This is a genomic window from Pseudomonas sp. URIL14HWK12:I6 (assembly GCF_000514195.1).
GTDB lineage: Bacteria > Pseudomonadota > Gammaproteobacteria > Pseudomonadales > Pseudomonadaceae > Aquipseudomonas > Aquipseudomonas putida_A.
Genome location: NZ_AZVL01000013.1, coordinates 1 through 14,800 on the forward strand (window position 1 = coordinate 1; position 14,800 = coordinate 14,800).

A 14,800-nucleotide genomic window follows, 5' to 3' on the forward strand; every position below is an offset into this window, starting at 1 on the left:
TGTTGCGTCGACCGGTTGAATCCACAGCCAAAAGCAGACCTTGGCGGAAGGCCTGCTCAGACAAAGTGGCTCGCTCATATAGCCTCGCTGTGAGACCCGGGAGCGTCTACGCAACTCGGGCGATTCAATCCTAAGAAGAAGGTCTCACAGGATTTCGACCTCGCTCTCCTTAAGCCAGCCAGCAGCAACAACGTTTTGCTTGGCGAGTGCAGGCTGGGGTGTGTATACGACAATCGCCAGGCTCTTTTCAGCCCGACTACATGTCACGTAAAGCAGCCTACGCGTACGTGCTAGTGCGTTGTCCTTGCCGTCACGCTCGTTGTCCCGGTCAGTCTTTGTTGGTTCTTTTACACCCAGCAGTTTGTCGTAGCTGAATAAGAAGCCGCCTGCCTCCTCATCGTTGATGACGACCATGACTCGTGGAAACTCCAGCCCCTTCACTCCTTGATGTGTGCCGTAGGCTGAAAGGCCATCCGCATAACTCGCAAAGGCTGCCAGCTCCGAAAATGGACGCTCCAGAAATTGCTGGTATGCGTAGTTGGTCATCGCGTTCGTATCTTCAGGATCTGGAGCCTCACCAGGAGCTCCTAACACCATTGCCCCAACCAGATTTTCAGGGACATCAAGCAGTTGGGTTTGCAGCAGAAGCGTTGCGACCTCGCTCAGTGTTGGATCGCTTCTTTCGTAAAGAGAGAGCAGAGCTCGTGTCGCGTTCTCCACGCGCTGCATATGGGCCGATTGATCTCCTGTTGATTGCATAACTTCCTTGCTCAGCAAGGGAGAACGAGAGCGTACGGCTTCAAGCAGGAGGAAGTGATCATTTTTAGCGTTGAGGATGGGAAGAACGCCTTCGCTGAAAACGCGAAGTGCAGGGAGGGTTCCATCCAGCAAGCCTGTTTGAAGGTGCTCAACCGCATGTAAGGGCGTGAACAATTTCTCGAACCCCATTCGCCGTCCAGCCATCTTATGTTCGAGGATCAAGGTCTTCCGGCCTTCAGGGCCGGTAGCCCATTCTCCGTCGCCGGTGAGTGCAGCCATTGAATGAGCGATTCCTTCCTCAAGATTCGGTGCCTGTTGGCTTTCGCTAATGCAGTACATGCGCACTAAACCTTCAATGGCATCAGGCATGGGGGTCTGCTGATGAGTGTCTGCAGTGCTTCGAATCACGTTGATAAGTTCTACAACCCTACGAGGGCAGCGGCGATTAACGATCTTTTCAGGTTTCAGCCAGTCACCCGGTATCGCTTTATCAAGGCGCGTTACTCCATGGCCGTAAATCTGTTGCATAGTGTCGCCCAGTAGCCCCAAGCAGAAGCGAGTCTTCGCCAATTGCTGGACTTTCAGAAAAGCCTCCATTACTGGAGCGTGGGTATCCTGACTTTCGTCGATCAATACAACTGGGTAACGGTCTACGAGAACATCCAGCAACGGGCGTTCAGAAACGAATGCCGCAGTTAACTTGATGACTTCATCGTGATTGAGTGCTTGTCGCTCTCTGTTGTCGCCAGTGGGGCTGTAGATGAACTTCGTAATCTCGTCGAGATTCTCAAGTCTGCGTATCTTGCTTTGTAGCTTCCGTCTGTTTGCTCGAGAGGTTTTGTTGTCGCCTCTCGAGCGTGCTAGCTCACCCTCGATCTTTTCGATGTCTTTGGGAAGTTTGATCCTTAGCCACTCTCTGATCTCGTTGTCGAATCCTTGGATTAAGCACCATGCGAACGCGTGAATAGTCGAGACTTCCACTAGTGGGTCAAATTCTAACCTCCGAAGAATCTCGTCGCAGGCTGCGTTTGTGTAAGTGATCACCGCAATGCGCCGGCCTTCGAACGTCAGGCGTTCTCGCTCGCGACTTTTGAGTTCGCGGATAGCCTCGACGAGTGAATAGGTTTTTCCTGAGCCAGCACCTGCGTAAAGAAAAAAACTCTTTGGGTCTGCCAGATTCAGGCAAGCCTGCATAATTGTGTCTGCATCTGCAGCAGCTGCTTCGCTCATGGCGTCACCTCCGCGCCCTCGGGCGGAATTACCAGCAGCTCTTTTTGTTTGCTTCGCAATTTGGACTCAAGCCAGTTGAGGCCGTCACTGATATATACGGGGATTTCGAGGTTGGAAAAGTTTTTATCCCCCAACACGAGCAGGACAAACTCTGCCTTCTTTCCTTCGCGTAGTTCGTTGAAAAGCCCTTTCCCGACGCCTTCAGATGTTTGCGATTCATTTAAAACTTTGAAGAAAGCTTTCATCAGACCAGTGCTCCCTGTTTTTTCCGCAAAGTGACGGACGTTGCTAAGCACAAAGCTGTCTTCAAAGGTATTTGGAAGAACTTGTATTGCTTCACCAGTAGCGGGAAGGTGAGTGGAAATAGGAGTTTGATAGGCAACGCGTACCGAGTATAGGTCGTCGATTTGGTGCTCTTTTTTGTTCGCTGGCAGCTCAAGAAGCTCATCCACTGTGCTGCCCAGATGCATCAGCTTCATCCAGCTCCGCAATGTCGGATTGTTCGTAATCTGATCTGCGTTTCTTTGCACCGGTACTGCAGCTTTGTTTAGCCCTGCATCGAGGTCTGTAATAACCAGCGTGAGGATGCCCAGGGCGTCAATTAAAGGCCTTAGCCGGTGCGCGTGGCTGCCACCGATATCGAGGGTTGTGATGTAGCAGCGGTCAAGGAATGGAAACTTATTTCGCAAAAAATGCGGCAGCATCATTCGCTCTGCTGAACCCTCTACCATGATGACGGCATCAGCGAAGAATATGTCCGCATGCTGTGCCCGCAGATACCTGGTTACGAACTCCTTCGTCTTTGTTCCCTCGCCGAACACGTTAGAGAGATTAGAAACCGTCGACACCGGTACACCAATGTCATACATCCCAGCTGGGAGTCGCCTGAAATACCTAAGGTTCTGGTACTCCACTTCATGTGTTACATGGCTGGAGTGCGTGCTCACCAAAAGCTGAGTTTTCAGATTTGGGTAGCGTTCAAGCAAAGCGTCTCGACAAAGAACTTGGTAGGCGTGCCGCACGAACACTTGTTGCACTTGAACATGAAGATGGGCTTCAGGCTCTTCAATAAGTACGAGGTGGATGGGCTCGACGCGGTCTATTACTTCCGTGCTGGCGGCCCTGGTTTTTCTCAGCCATTCGTCCCTGAAGCTCATCAGCCGGAAAATCATGGATATCAGGTTTTGATATCCCAATCCGTTAGCGGTCTCTGGCAAGTGAAGTGGAGGTGCTCCAGGGGCGCCCTGGATTGAATCCAACTCAAACAGCACGGCCGCTTCATGGTTCATGCCGTCAGTTGTTGCCAAGCGACTTGCGACTTTGATACGTGGGTCATTTCGGCCTGGGTAGCCCAATCCCTCGACCTCTCTAATAGCGGGTTCGAAGCTGCTACCAAGTTTCGTATCGAATGCCGACTGGGCTGCTTCTATCGCCCGCAAAGCTTCGAGATCTGAGATATCGGGGCTGTCACCTGGATCAAGGTGTCGGGAGTAATAGGATCTGAGCTGTTCCGAGAGTTTTCGAGCGCCACTGGGTCTAGTGCTATCGCTTTGATTGTCGTCCGAATGGTCGCCGAATCCCCGTTGTGCATTAATTTCATGTACTCGAATTAATCCGCTGAGAGGATTACTTTCCAAGGGCAGGGCAGTAGGGCTCAGTTGCTGCATTTGCGCCATTCGAGTCGACTTGTCAGGTTTCTCAAGTTGTTTTGGATCTAGGCGGTACCACCGAATCTTGAATTTATCTCCCAGTCGACGGTTCAAATAATCATGAAGGCTCTGCGGCCATAGTGTCAGCGGGCTACCAGGCGGGTCTTCCATCCCTAGAGCGTCCTCAAGCTCTGCAACCCTCGCGCGCTCCTTGCGATAGTCCGTGTACAACGTATTCATATCATCTGGTTCAAGCAGAAAGCGCATTCCCACAAGCCCCCCGCGCCACTCAAAGCTGGGAATGAGATCGCGGATGAAGTGGAACTCTCCTTGATCTGCCGAGACCCAGATATCCAGACTGGGGAGCCAGTCGGCCCAGTCCTTGGCTGCAGGAATTTCAAAGTCTGCTGGCGGGTTTTCCCACTCCTTCCCAATTTCGTCCAGCTTGGCGAGATGACAAAGAGTCAGATCCTGGAGCCGAAAAGCAGAAGCCTTCGAAACCAAAAATCTTCTTAGTGCCAGCATGGCGGAGGATTTTCCGCTGTTGTTTGCACCTACGAGCAGTGTGGTCTCGTTAGCGAAGTCAATTCGCACAGAAAGCAGCTTTCGGAAGTTCGATATCTCTACGTGCTGGATGCGCATGGGTCGTCCTTGAAAGCCTGAGGAATATCAATTTGCTATCAATGTAGCTAGGTGCCTACAACAATCAAGAGAGAAGACGGAGACAGGTTCATTTTTGCAGCCCAGAACGACTGATATTGGCCGAAAGCGGACTTGTGGAAACTTGCCCGTATCCGGTTTCAGAGGCTTCCCAACCTACGCTTTAACTCACCGGCCCCGGCTCCACCCACTCAACCAATCCACTCCCAATACCAAAATCAGCGAAAAAATAAATCCGTGGCCATTTTGATTATTTCCGGAAGGCTCGATCCCTGAAACCGTCTGCATAGTGGTTTGCTCATGAGCTTGACCTACTCAACGCCGTTCGTCAGCTGGATCCAAATCTGACGGCGAGATGGTTGAATATCATACATATTGTGGTTATTTTTTGTTATGGCACAATATGTGGTGGTGGCGAAATGGATCGAGAATACATCCAAGAAGCAGCGCATTGGGTTCACGAAGGCCTTTGGGCACACAAGGAAACTCTGTGGCCCGGCGGACAACCTCCACTATTAAGCATGCTAGATCCCGCAGTTGCGGCTTCACTGTTGGGACTGACGTATCTGGAGTTCCCGACCCTTGGTTCTACAAGATTTGCTCCACAAGGTCAGAAATTCCAAGCAGCTGGGATATTTGATCGGCGCTCTGGAAAAATCGCAATCTCTACCGAATTCCCGTTACATGAACGCCGTTTCACAGCTGCTCATGAGATAGGCCATTTCCTGCTTCATGAGCAAAAAATTATGCATAGGGACCGGCCGATAGGCGGCTATCACTCACTATCGACCAAACCTCTGATTGAGCGCGAAGCGGATTATTTCGCAGCGTGTTTCCTTATGCCCCCTAAGCTTGTGATTGCTCAGTTTGAAAGCAAGTTTGGATGCAAGGGGCAGTTTCATTTTAACGACGTCAGTTGTTTTCACCTGAACGCTAACGATCCAAATTCCCTTCTTTATGCCTCGCAAAATTCACTCGACCGAGAAATAGCTTTGGCTCGCTGTACCAGATTCAACGGCAAGGCAATCAATTCATTGGCTCAGCAATTCAGAGTATCTGACAGTGCCATGGCGGTTCGAATCAAGGAATTGAATTTGGTGCGCTGGCCATAGAATTAAGAATCAACCTTGGTAGGAGGGCAAAGGGGAAATTTATTTTATGAGAAATTGATAAGTGCAAAAACCACAATCAATATCAACGTTAAGGAGAAAGCATATGGCGCTTAAACCAGGCCCAAAACCAATCGCTAAATCAACCGGTGAAGTTGACAAGCGTCGTCGTGATAATAAAGACACGCAAGGAAACAATCCCGACTTGAAACCTAGCAAATCTTCAAAAAAATAAGTTGTCGCTGGCAGAAGCTACTGTAATGGTAGCTTTTGTCATTGAAAAAGGAGAATGATTTATTTCTCAGAAAAAAGCAGTCCCAGTCTCAAGAGAAGATAAGTTCCAACCAGAATAGGGGGGGCGTCTAGGTTTTTGGACGCAATCAGGGTCGTATAACCGGACCCAAGGGTTCGTGTGTTCAGTAATTCGGTCTCATGAAATCGCATCTCACCTTCGATAGTTTGTCGAATCGAGCACGGTGGGTTTTGTACCCACGTTAGTGCTTGCCTTGCTCAACTTTTTCACCTTCGTAGCGGTCAGCTAGTATCTTTGGGGGCGATGCGCTCAACAGATATATTCAGACGGGAAAATATTTTGCGTGTGCTCATGGAAGCTGCGTCTACGTACTGCCAGAAATTTGGCAATACAGCTACTGGCATTCAGTGACCGCAATGGGAGGCACCCAGTTTTCGATTGCGGAGGTCGCTCTCTTCGTTAACACAGGTGACATCACAATTGACTGGAATGCGCCCTAATCATTCATCCAGTTGGACGAGTTACCATCCGCTTAATTCTAGCGTTGAAAGTCTGTTTCTGGCCGAAAGCTGCGGCTCACAGACGGCCGCTTCTGGCCGAAAGCAGCCCCATCCGTAACTTCCTATCAGTCCAAGTCCCGTCATATCAACGGAATCTATTAGCAGTATCAATCAGCAACAATCTCAAACGCACCACTCCCCAAAACCTCCCCATTAACCAAAACCCTAACCCCATGCCGCCCCAAAAAATGCTTCCGCGTCGTAAAATCCCGAATCACCTGCCGCCTCCCCACAACCATCTCCCCAAACCCCGCCAACACCACCGTCTTCAACTTGAACACCTTCCCCGAAATCCCGCCATTCGCCTTCACATAGTCAATCGCATAATCAATCACCAACCGCTGTTCATGCGCCACCGTCGACTTCACCGTAAACGACAACGTAATCGCCTCACCCAACCTCACCACCGCCGGTTCAACCCGCACATCCAGCAACTCAACCTCAGCCTTGGCCCCCGCACCAATCACCGTCAGCGCGCGCAAATCGCCCTGTTTGATCAAGCTGCGCAGCGCATGCTTGGCAATCCACGCCGTGTGTTTGTTCTCCAGCGGCCAGCCTTCAATTGTGTCCAGCACCCATTCCGGATGTTCCTTGGTCACGTCGTTCAGATGGTTCGCCACGGATTTGCGTACGTACAAACTCTCGTCGGCTTTCAACCGATCGAGGATTCCGGCGGCCAGTTGCGGGTTGGCTTGCACGGTTTCCAGGCGGAACGACCAGGGCAGGCGGGGGCGGGTGCCTTCGCTGGCTAGGCGGCGGACGTGGTGGTTTTGGTCTTGGGTCCAGTCGTGCATGTGTTCCAGCGAGCGTTCGAGGTCGCTGCGCAGGAAGTGGCGGATGGCGAATTCGGAGGAGCCGAAGGTGGTGAAGTATTTCAGTGCTTGCATCGAGGTCTCGAAAGCGTGGCTGCCGTAGCTGGCGACGTAGTGCGGCAGGCACATGCTGACGAATCCGCTGTTGAGGCGGGGGGCGAGTTCGCGCAGGACTGCGAGGGAATCTTCGTAGTCCAGTGGCAGCACGGCGTGCAGGCTTTCGCTGACGCGGGCCATGCGTTGCATCACCGACAATTCCGCCAACCCTTGGTTGGCGTGCTTGAGAAACGCCTTTGCCTTGAACGCCGGGTACACGGCGCTCATTTCGCTGGCGATGTGTTGCAGGCGTTCGGCGTTGAAGATTTCCTTTAACGCCGGGGCGGCGGTGTCGGTGCTGCTCATGGTCAGGTCATCGGGGTGCTGACGAACGCTTCGAGGGTTTCGGCGTACGCGGTGTATTGGGCGATGTGCGGGTAGCGGCGGGTGTCGATCTGGTCGGGGACGACGAGGTCGGTGAAGCTCCAGGCGACGGCGAGGCTGATGCCGGCCTGAGTGAGGGTGCCGTCGGTGGGCAGGCCGGTTTTTTCCAGTTCCTGTTCGAGGGCGGTGAAGGCGGCGGCGAGTTGACCTTCGACGCGCTCGACCCACGTTTGATATTGAATGTCGGCCGGGCGCAGGTTGCGTTCGTAGTAGAGCTGCACGGCTTTTTCGCAGGCGGCGAGGCTGAGGCCGATCAGGCGCAGGGCGTGGGCGCGTTGTTTTAGGTCGCTCGGCAGCAGGCTTTTGCCGCTGGCGGCTTCGAGGTAGTCGAGGATGAGAGTGGAGTCCATCAGGACCACGCCGTCGTCGAGGATCAGCGTGGGCGCCTTGACCACCGGGTTGATCTGCTGGAATTGCTCGAAGTGGCGGAACACCGAGACCGATTCATGTTCGAGGTCGATGCCGAGGCGTTTGGCGGAGATCGCCACGCGGCGCACGTAGGGGGAGTCCAGCATGCCGATCAGTTTCATGACGCGTTCCTTCAAGTCGAACCGGTGGGAAGGCATAACCTAGCCGAGCCTGAGGCAAATGTCAGTCGTCAAAACCGGCTTGTTCGTGAATCTCGTCCACATTCAATTCCAGTCGATACGCCACCGCCACGAACAGCGCCTGACACAAACACAACGTCGCACTCAGCGAACGGAACGCCAGTGCGCTGCCCTCATTCACCAGCAGCAGGCTGTTGGCGTTTTTGGCCAAAGGCGAGAGGTGGCTGTCGGTGAGGATCAGGGTGTTGGCCTGTTGTTGCCGGGCGTAGCGCAGGCAGTGCTGGGTTTCCTTGGCGTAGGGGGTGAAGCTGATGGCGATGACTAAATCACCGCTACGCACGCTGCGCATCTGCTCGCGATAACTGCCGCCCAGTCCGGAAACCAGGTGAATGCGCTTGTGAGTGTGTTGCAAGTTGTAAACGAGGTAGTCGGCGACGGCGAAGGAGCGGCGCACGCCGACGACATAGATGTTGTCGGCGTTGACGATCAGGTCGACGGCTTTTTCGAACGCGACGTCGTCGAGTTCGCGCCCCAGGCGTTCGATGCCGGAGCGGGTGGCGTCGATGCACTCGCGGGCTAGGTCGCCGTCGCTGGCCTGCTGCGACTGGTTGGCGATCATGCTGCGGATGCGTTGCTGGTAGTTGTGCACCGGCGAGGCTTTGTGGGTGTAGGCGGCGCGGAACAGCGCCTGCATTTCGCTGAAGCCGCTGAAACCGAAGCGCTGCGAGAAACGCACGATGGCGGACGGATGCACCTCGCATTCCCGGGCGATGTCGCTGATGCGATCGACCATGATCCGGTCGCTTTGCTGGCTCATGTAGCTGGCGATGCGCTTGAGTTGGCGCGGCAGGGTGTCGTATTCGTCGGTGATCAGTTGCAGCAGACGCTCGGCATTGATCGGGAGGCTGGCGAGGGGGCGCTCGTCGTTGGCCGGCAGATCGGGGCGGGGCATAAGTCTTCCTTCAGGCTGATCAAATCACACAAAGTGCTGGGATGTGCCTGATGTTAGGAGGGCTTTTGGGGTTCTGCTTGGCTGAAACGATGCACCGGGAGAAGAAAAATTCGCGATGAGGCACCAGCGGTTAGCCGTTTGTCTTCTATATACAGCCGCTCGACTGAATTTCTTGCTATAAACGCACTCCGATGACCGCCATGAAGCCTGTGTCAGACCCGTTTACGGCTGTTGTCGGACAAATTCCCGGTATTTACAGTTGCTGAGGCCTCAAACGGGCCTTAGACTGCCGCCCCTTCGTAAATTGAGTGCCGGGTGGCGTTTGCAATAAACGATGCCTTTTCGTCGACCGGACACGGTTCGCCGGAACGCTCCCTATTTCGCCTTAATGCACGTTTTTTTATAGAGATATCAATGACAAAGGACAAGTTGCTGGCCATGCCGGCAGATGACTACATGAATGCCGAGCAACACGCTTTCTTCACTGAGCTGTTGCAGAACATGAAAGTCGAAACCCACGAGCGCATTGAGCAAAACCGTATCGCCATCGAAAGCCTGGACACTCCGGCCGACCCGGCGGACGCGGCTTCGGTTGAAGAAGAGCGCACCTGGCTGGTGAACGCGATCGATCGCGACCAGCGCATGCTGCCGCAACTGGAACAAGCCCTTGAGCGCATCAAGGAAGACAGTTTTGGCTGGTGCGACGACAGCGGCGAGGCCATCGGCCTGAAACGCCTGCTGATCAGCCCGACCACCAAGTACTGCATCGAAGCTCAAGAGCGTCACGAGCAGATCGACAAGCACCAGCGTCAGGCCTGATTCCATGGCTGCCCCCTGAATGGGGGGCGCCTGCAAAAGATCGCAGCCTTCGGCAGCTCCTCCACGAGCTGACGGGGCTGCGATCTTTGCTTTTGCTCGTCTGCGATATTTTGCGCGTCGTTCCATTGACCTGCTGCAGACTCCACGACTAACGGACCATGGATAATGGCGTTCTAGTGGCGTTTAATGCAGTCACAACAATGAGAACATGCGTGGGGTGTTGATATGACGAGAGATGGATCTCTGGTTGGGGCTTTGCCCGCACCAGTGCTGTTGCCGAAAAACCGCTGGATCGCTCCGACCCTGCAAAGCATCGCCCTGATGCTGTTGCTCGCCGGCATGACGCTGGGTGGATGGTCGCTGTACATCGGCCTGCCGCTGGCGGTGCTGATTGTCTGGCTGCCGCGCCTGCGCTCGCGGGCCACCCCTGATGCTGCGCCTGTCGATGCCGGTAGCGCGATTTCCGAACTCACCCGCGATCTTTCCTACACCACCAGTCATAACGCGCTGTCAGCCGCCGGTGTGGCGTTTTCCGTCAAGCAACTGGCGAGCAAACTCGAATCGCAACTCGACGCGGCGGCGCAGATTGTCAGCAACGCCGAAGTGATGATCGCCACTGAACACGCCACTTCGCAGCTCAGTCGTGAAGCGCTGGACGCCGCCAGCGAGGCGCATCACAGCAGCGCGGCGGGGCGCACCGAACTGGTGGATTCGATTGCGCGCATGCATCAACTCAGTCAACGCGCCAACGCTAGCCGTGAGCTGATCGAAGCCCTGAGTCTGCGCAGCGACGACATTCAACGGGTGACTTTGGTGATTCAGTCGATCGCCAGCCAGACCAATCTGCTGGCCCTGAACGCGGCGATTGAAGCGGCGCGGGCGGGCGAGCATGGTCGGGGATTTGCGGTGGTAGCGGACGAGGTGCGCGGTCTGGCAGCGCGGACTGCCTCGGCGACCGGCGAGGTCGGGGAGATGGTTGCCGACATTCAGCAGCGTACGGCGCAAGTGGTGGAGCAGATCCGCGAGCTGTCCAGTGATCTGCAGACCGGCGTCGAGCAGGTCGAGAACACCGGCCAGCATCTGGAAAACATCGCGCGGCTGGCGGCGGGCGTAGAGACTCAGGTCGGTGAAATCGCCCGTGGTGCGGAAACCAATCGCGAGCAGCTCGACAGCCTGTTCAAGGCCATCGAGCAGATGCGCAGTGATCTGGCGATCAGCGATCAGCAAACCCGACGCTTGGCCGAGGCCGCCGTGCAGATGGAAGGGCAGGCGGAAACCATCAGCGAGCGTCTGGCCGAAGTCGGTCTGGATGACTATCACCAGCGCGTCTATGACCTGGCGCGTGAGGGCGCGAGTCAGATTGCGGCGCGGTTCGAGGCGGATGTCGAGCAGGGGCGGATCAGTCTTGAGGATTTGTTCGACCGTCAATATCAACCGATTCCCGGGACGCAGCCGGCGAAGTTTCAGACCCGTTTCGACCGCTACACCGATCAGGTGCTGCCGGCGATCCAGGAGCCGTTGCTGCCGCGTCATGAGGGGTTGGTGTTCGCCATCGCCTGCACGCAGCAGGGTTATGTGCCGACGCACAACCTGGCGTTCAGTCAGCCGTTGACCGGTGACGCGCAGGTGGACGCGGTGGGTAACCGCACCAAACGCAAGTTCGCCGACCGCACCGGGATCCGCTGCGGCAGCCATCAACAGGCGGTGTTGCTGCAGACCTACACCCGTGACACCGGGGAGCTGATGCACGACTTGTCGGTGCCGATCATGGTCAAGGGCCGGCATTGGGGCGGTCTGCGCCTGGGTTACAAGCCGGAAAATCCGCGCTGATCGATTGTTACCGCTCGCGCAATGAATCTGTGCACGGGCGTTGCTGTTTCCTCTGCGACGAAGTCATTAACATGGCCGTTAGTTAGGTAGCTAATGAAGTCGAGAGGTCAGTATGTGCAGAGTCGATGTCGCGGTGATGATTGGCAGTGGTGTGCCCGCCGGATTGCGCGCGATGGGCCAGAGCGTCTGCTGGGTGGTGTTGCTCAATGGTGAGCGGCGTGGCACCGCGTTCGCCAGTCGCGACGAGGCGGAGGAGTGCAAGGCTGCCTGGCTCGCGCAACTGATGGCCGAGCCTGGCGACAGCCTGCACTGACATTTATTAACGTCCGTCGTGCAGGCGTACGTTCAATTCATCGACCATCACCGCTTCTTCGCCGTCGGCGCGCAGCCACTCCTTCAGCAGTTGCGCCTGTTGTGGCGTCCAGAAGTCGGCATCGATCAGTTTGGTATTAGCGTCCAGCGGATGCGCTTCGATGAAGTCGTCGATTGCCCCGTTTTCCGATGGCAGGCCCAGTTGGTCGAACAGGGTTTTCAGATCATATGCAGGCAGTTCCATCGTGTACTCCTTTTTGCGTGTGCCGGAATGGCGCTGTCGCTCGCTCTTTATCTGAGGCAGCCGTTGGACAAGAGTTCGATCCGTGATTCAAGCAAGCGGGCGAGGGCGCACGCCTCGTTATGGTCTTCGCGGAAACCTCTTACACGACCGGTGGAAGATTCCTTGATATGAAAGAACGCGTTACCTGCCGGGACCACCTGAAATCGTGGGGTCTGAACGCTTTGTGCGTATTGCGCAAGTTCCGGCAAATCAGTGCCGTGCAGCACGAAAGGCGTATCCATGACTGGTTTGGAGGGCTGGGCAAAGTGAGTCAGAGTGCACATATGAAGTCCTTTTCATGAGATAGCCGACGGTTACAGGTCGGTTCGGGTAGTCGGAAGCAGCATCGCTGCTCTAGAATCGCCAGTGTCTGCTGGCGACAGGTGCCTATCTAAAGCAATTTTTTACCGGCGATATGTCGGAAAAGGGCTTTTTTTCGTCAGTTTTTTCCCTAAAGTTTGTAGTCCGTCTTCGTTGCGCTTCAATGGAGATTTTTCCTTCAAGGCCTGGCGAACATCGAGGCAAGTTTCTCGTCTGACTTTCCAGTAGTCTTGCGAACTTGTGATGTATGGGCGCTCCGCTTGTTTCAGGTGTACTGAAGTCATTCGGTAACAGCATCGGCCTGGCCGTTTTTTTGCCGTGCGCGTTTTGGCGCCGGGTACTTTTTCAGATGTGGGGATGTTTCTTTGGCAGTCAGTAACCTCGATATGCATGCTTTGTTCGTGTTGGGTGATTTGCGTGCAAAGCTGGTCAAGCTGTTTCAATCGCGTTTTGTTTACATCACCGAACAGAACGCCGAAGGCATTTACGTGGCCGAGATCGACACCGAAAGTGCGTTGGTAGTCGATGACAAACCGGGGCTCAAGCTCAAGGTCGGCGATCATTTCAGCGCGGCCGTGCTGCCCAGCCGTGAAGGCGGCAAGATGGACATCCGCTTTCGCGAAATCAAACTCACGGTGTACGGCCTGGGCGACTACGCCTTTGTCGATACAGCGGACGGCCACGCGATCCTGTTCAAGGAAGGCCACAGCGTGGTGACGGTGTTTGCCGCGCACCAGCAACTGCAGGAAGGCCTGACCAAGACCCTGAAAGCCGTTACCGGTAAAGCGGCGAAGTGGCGCAAGGGCGAACTGATCACGTTCAAGGCCAGCGAGTGATCGGTGGTGTGAGTCGCGCCGACTTCCATTCGCAGAACCTCGACCGTGCGCGTGAGGAGGCCTTGCGCCTGTTCAACGCCAAAGCCGAATTGCAGGGTGCATGGCTGAACTGGGTGGCAGCGCAGATCTACACCTTGCGGCCTGCGGAATACGCCAGCATGGTCAGACGCGAGCTGCAAAGCTTGCAGGAAAAGTCTGAAACGTAACCTCGCCGGGATTGCGGCCCGGAAAAAGCAGGAACCTCGGCTACAGTCAGTTGACTGAGTATTCAGAGGCTTGCGGTCTTCTGCCAGGCCATCCTGCTATTGCTGTGAACAGCACGAGGTGCAAAAGCATGAAAGGATTTCGACGGTTACTGGCCGCCAGCGTTGTCACGTTCGGTGTGCTGACATCGGCGCAACCGGTGACGGCGGCGCAAACGCCCATCCATTTTGCCGACCTGAACTGGGAAAGCGGCAGCCTGATCACCGATGTCCTGCGGATCATCGTCGAGAAGGGTTATGGCCTGCCGACCGATACATTGCCGGGCACCACCATCACCCTGGAAACCGCGCTGGCCAACAATGACATTCAGGTCATTGGCGAAGAGTGGGCCGGGCGCAGTCCGGTGTGGGTCAAGGCTGAAGCGGAGGGCAAGGTCGTCAGTCTCGGCGATACGGTCAAGGGTGCGACTGAAGGCTGGTGGGTGCCGGAATATGTGATCAAGGGTGACCCGGCCAAGGGCATCAAGCCACTGGCGCCGGACCTGCGCAGTGTCAGTGATCTGAAGAAATACAAGGACGTGTTCAAGGACCCGGAAAATCCGAGCAAGGGTCGGTTCCTCAACAGCCCGATCGGCTGGACCTCGGAAGTGGTGAACAAGCAGAAGCTGACCGCTTACGGCCTGCAGGACGATTACACCAATTTCCGCAGTGGATCGGGCGCGGCGCTGGATGCCGAGATCAGCTCTTCGATCCGTCGGGGCAAACCGGTGCTGTTCTATTACTGGTCGCCGACGCCATTGCTGGGCAAATTCAAACTGGTGCAGCTGGAAGAGCCACCGTTCGATGCCGAGGCGTGGAAGACCCTGACCGATGCCGATAACCCCAATCCGAAACCGACCCGTTCGCTGGCATCGAAGCTGTCGATTGGCGTGTCTACGCCGTTCCAGAAACAGTATCCGCAGATCGCGGATTTCTTCAGCAAGGTGGATTTTCCGATCGAGCCGCTGAACAAGGCGTTGGCCGAGATGAGCGAGAAACACACCGCACCACGGCAGGCGGCTGAGGCGTTCATGAAGGCGCATCCGGAGGTGTGGCAGGCGTGGGTGCCGAAGGATGTGGCGGAGAAGGTGGCGGCTGATCTGAAATAGATAGTTGAGACTGCTGGCCTCTTCGCGAGCAAGCCC

The 14,800-nt window shown here is 55.4% G+C and carries 15 protein-coding genes; 8 read left to right on the forward strand and 7 right to left on the reverse strand.

The window, feature by feature from the left end:
- Positions 1–144: 144 nt before the first annotated feature.
- Entirely contained in the window at positions 145–1,989 is a 1,845-nt protein-coding gene (locus tag H043_RS0117685; RefSeq protein WP_027612953.1) for a UvrD-helicase domain-containing protein, read from the reverse strand.
- Complete coding sequence (locus H043_RS0117690; protein WP_027612954.1) at positions 1,986–4,280, reverse strand: AAA family ATPase; 2,295 nt, start codon at positions 4,278–4,280, stop codon at positions 1,986–1,988. The genes H043_RS0117685 and H043_RS0117690 overlap by 4 nt, the downstream gene beginning before the upstream one ends.
- 437 nt (positions 4,281–4,717) lie before the next feature.
- Between H043_RS0117690 and H043_RS0117695 the strand changes: the two genes are divergently transcribed.
- Both H043_RS0117695 and H043_RS30715 read left to right on the forward strand, forming a co-directional pair.
- Positions 4,718–5,410 (forward strand): ImmA/IrrE family metallo-endopeptidase, encoded by a 693-nt coding sequence (locus tag H043_RS0117695; RefSeq protein ID WP_027612955.1) that lies wholly within the window; start codon positions 4,718–4,720, stop codon positions 5,408–5,410.
- A 103-nt stretch (positions 5,411–5,513) separates the two neighbouring features.
- A complete protein-coding gene (locus tag H043_RS30715) occupies positions 5,514–5,642 on the forward strand; it encodes a hypothetical protein (RefSeq protein ID WP_256214295.1) in 129 nt (42 codons plus the stop codon).
- 685 nt (positions 5,643–6,327) lie between these two features.
- On the opposite strand, the gene H043_RS0117700 is transcribed toward H043_RS30715, so the two are convergent.
- The 3 genes from H043_RS0117700 to H043_RS0117710 all read right to left on the reverse strand — a co-directional run bounded on the left by H043_RS0117700 (position 6,328) and on the right by H043_RS0117710 (position 9,012).
- Positions 6,328–7,434 (reverse strand): DNA alkylation repair protein, encoded by a 1,107-nt coding sequence (locus tag H043_RS0117700; protein WP_027612956.1) that lies wholly within the window; start codon positions 7,432–7,434, stop codon positions 6,328–6,330.
- A 2-nt stretch (positions 7,435–7,436) separates the two neighbouring features.
- Positions 7,437–8,042 carry a glutathione S-transferase gene (locus H043_RS0117705; protein ID WP_027612957.1) on the reverse strand — a complete coding sequence of 202 codons (606 nt, stop codon included), beginning with the start codon at positions 8,040–8,042 and terminating at the stop codon, positions 7,437–7,439.
- 61 nt (positions 8,043–8,103) lie between these two features.
- Positions 8,104–9,012, reverse strand: coding sequence for a MurR/RpiR family transcriptional regulator (locus H043_RS0117710; RefSeq protein ID WP_027612958.1), 909 nt, complete (start codon positions 9,010–9,012; stop codon positions 8,104–8,106).
- Positions 9,013–9,426: 414 nt separating this feature from the next.
- Between H043_RS0117710 and H043_RS0117715 the strand changes: the two genes are divergently transcribed.
- The 3 genes from H043_RS0117715 to H043_RS0117725 all read left to right on the forward strand — a co-directional run bounded on the left by H043_RS0117715 (position 9,427) and on the right by H043_RS0117725 (position 11,974).
- Positions 9,427–9,831, forward strand: coding sequence for a TraR/DksA family transcriptional regulator (locus H043_RS0117715; RefSeq protein WP_003225981.1), 405 nt, complete (start codon positions 9,427–9,429; stop codon positions 9,829–9,831).
- A 225-nt stretch (positions 9,832–10,056) separates the two neighbouring features.
- Positions 10,057–11,661 (forward strand): methyl-accepting chemotaxis protein, encoded by a 1,605-nt coding sequence (locus H043_RS0117720; protein ID WP_027612959.1) that lies wholly within the window; start codon positions 10,057–10,059, stop codon positions 11,659–11,661.
- 112 nt (positions 11,662–11,773) lie between these two features.
- Positions 11,774–11,974 (forward strand): hypothetical protein, encoded by a 201-nt coding sequence (locus H043_RS0117725; protein ID WP_007966907.1) that lies wholly within the window; start codon positions 11,774–11,776, stop codon positions 11,972–11,974.
- A gap of 6 nt (positions 11,975–11,980) precedes the next feature.
- Here the strand turns inward: H043_RS0117725 and H043_RS0117730 are convergent, their stop codons facing one another.
- On the reverse strand, positions 11,981–12,217 hold the full coding sequence (locus tag H043_RS0117730) for a DUF2789 family protein (protein WP_027612960.1): 237 nt from the start codon (positions 12,215–12,217) through the stop codon (positions 11,981–11,983).
- A 47-nt stretch (positions 12,218–12,264) separates the two neighbouring features.
- Positions 12,265–12,540, reverse strand: a complete 276-nt coding sequence (locus H043_RS0117735) for a hypothetical protein (RefSeq protein WP_027612961.1) — start codon at positions 12,538–12,540, stop codon at positions 12,265–12,267.
- Positions 12,541–12,963: 423 nt separating this feature from the next.
- On the opposite strand from H043_RS0117735, the gene H043_RS0117740 reads away from it, so the two are divergent.
- The 3 genes from H043_RS0117740 to H043_RS0117750 all read left to right on the forward strand — a co-directional run bounded on the left by H043_RS0117740 (position 12,964) and on the right by H043_RS0117750 (position 14,764).
- Positions 12,964–13,413: a hypothetical protein gene (locus H043_RS0117740; protein ID WP_166497420.1), complete on the forward strand. Its 450-nt coding sequence runs from the start codon at positions 12,964–12,966 to the stop codon at positions 13,411–13,413.
- Between the two features lie 8 nt (positions 13,414–13,421).
- Positions 13,422–13,619 carry a hypothetical protein gene (locus tag H043_RS0117745; protein WP_027612962.1) on the forward strand — a complete coding sequence of 66 codons (198 nt, stop codon included), beginning with the start codon at positions 13,422–13,424 and terminating at the stop codon, positions 13,617–13,619.
- A gap of 128 nt (positions 13,620–13,747) precedes the next feature.
- Entirely contained in the window at positions 13,748–14,764 is a 1,017-nt protein-coding gene (locus H043_RS0117750) for an ABC transporter substrate-binding protein (protein WP_027612963.1), read from the forward strand.
- The last annotated feature ends 36 nt before the right edge of the window (positions 14,765–14,800 follow it).

Excerpts from the sequence above, each read along its gene's own strand:
- H043_RS0117710 (WP_027612958.1), bottom strand. The coding sequence starts at position 9,012 with ATGCCCCGCCCCGATCTGCCGGCCAACGACGAGCGCCCCCTCGCCAGC.
- H043_RS0117720 (WP_027612959.1), top strand. The coding sequence starts at position 10,057 with ATGACGAGAGATGGATCTCTGGTTGGGGCTTTGCCCGCACCAGTGCTG.
- H043_RS0117685 (WP_027612953.1), bottom strand. The coding sequence starts at position 1,989 with ATGAGCGAAGCAGCTGCTGCAGATGCAGACACAATTATGCAGGCTTGC.
- H043_RS0117730 (WP_027612960.1), bottom strand. The coding sequence starts at position 12,217 with ATGGAACTGCCTGCATATGATCTGAAAACCCTGTTCGACCAACTGGGC.
- H043_RS0117695 (WP_027612955.1), top strand. The coding sequence starts at position 4,718 with ATGGATCGAGAATACATCCAAGAAGCAGCGCATTGGGTTCACGAAGGC.
- H043_RS0117705 (WP_027612957.1), bottom strand. The coding sequence starts at position 8,042 with ATGAAACTGATCGGCATGCTGGACTCCCCCTACGTGCGCCGCGTGGCG.
- H043_RS0117700 (WP_027612956.1), bottom strand. The coding sequence starts at position 7,434 with ATGAGCAGCACCGACACCGCCGCCCCGGCGTTAAAGGAAATCTTCAAC.
- H043_RS0117740 (WP_166497420.1), top strand. The coding sequence starts at position 12,964 with ATGCATGCTTTGTTCGTGTTGGGTGATTTGCGTGCAAAGCTGGTCAAG.
- H043_RS0117750 (WP_027612963.1), top strand. The coding sequence starts at position 13,748 with ATGAAAGGATTTCGACGGTTACTGGCCGCCAGCGTTGTCACGTTCGGT.
- H043_RS0117690 (WP_027612954.1), bottom strand. The coding sequence starts at position 4,280 with ATGCGCATCCAGCACGTAGAGATATCGAACTTCCGAAAGCTGCTTTCT.
- H043_RS0117725 (WP_007966907.1), top strand. The coding sequence starts at position 11,774 with ATGTGCAGAGTCGATGTCGCGGTGATGATTGGCAGTGGTGTGCCCGCC.
- H043_RS30715 (WP_256214295.1), top strand. The coding sequence starts at position 5,514 with ATGGCGCTTAAACCAGGCCCAAAACCAATCGCTAAATCAACCGGTGAA.
- H043_RS0117735 (WP_027612961.1), bottom strand. The coding sequence starts at position 12,540 with ATGTGCACTCTGACTCACTTTGCCCAGCCCTCCAAACCAGTCATGGAT.
- H043_RS0117715 (WP_003225981.1), top strand. The coding sequence starts at position 9,427 with ATGACAAAGGACAAGTTGCTGGCCATGCCGGCAGATGACTACATGAAT.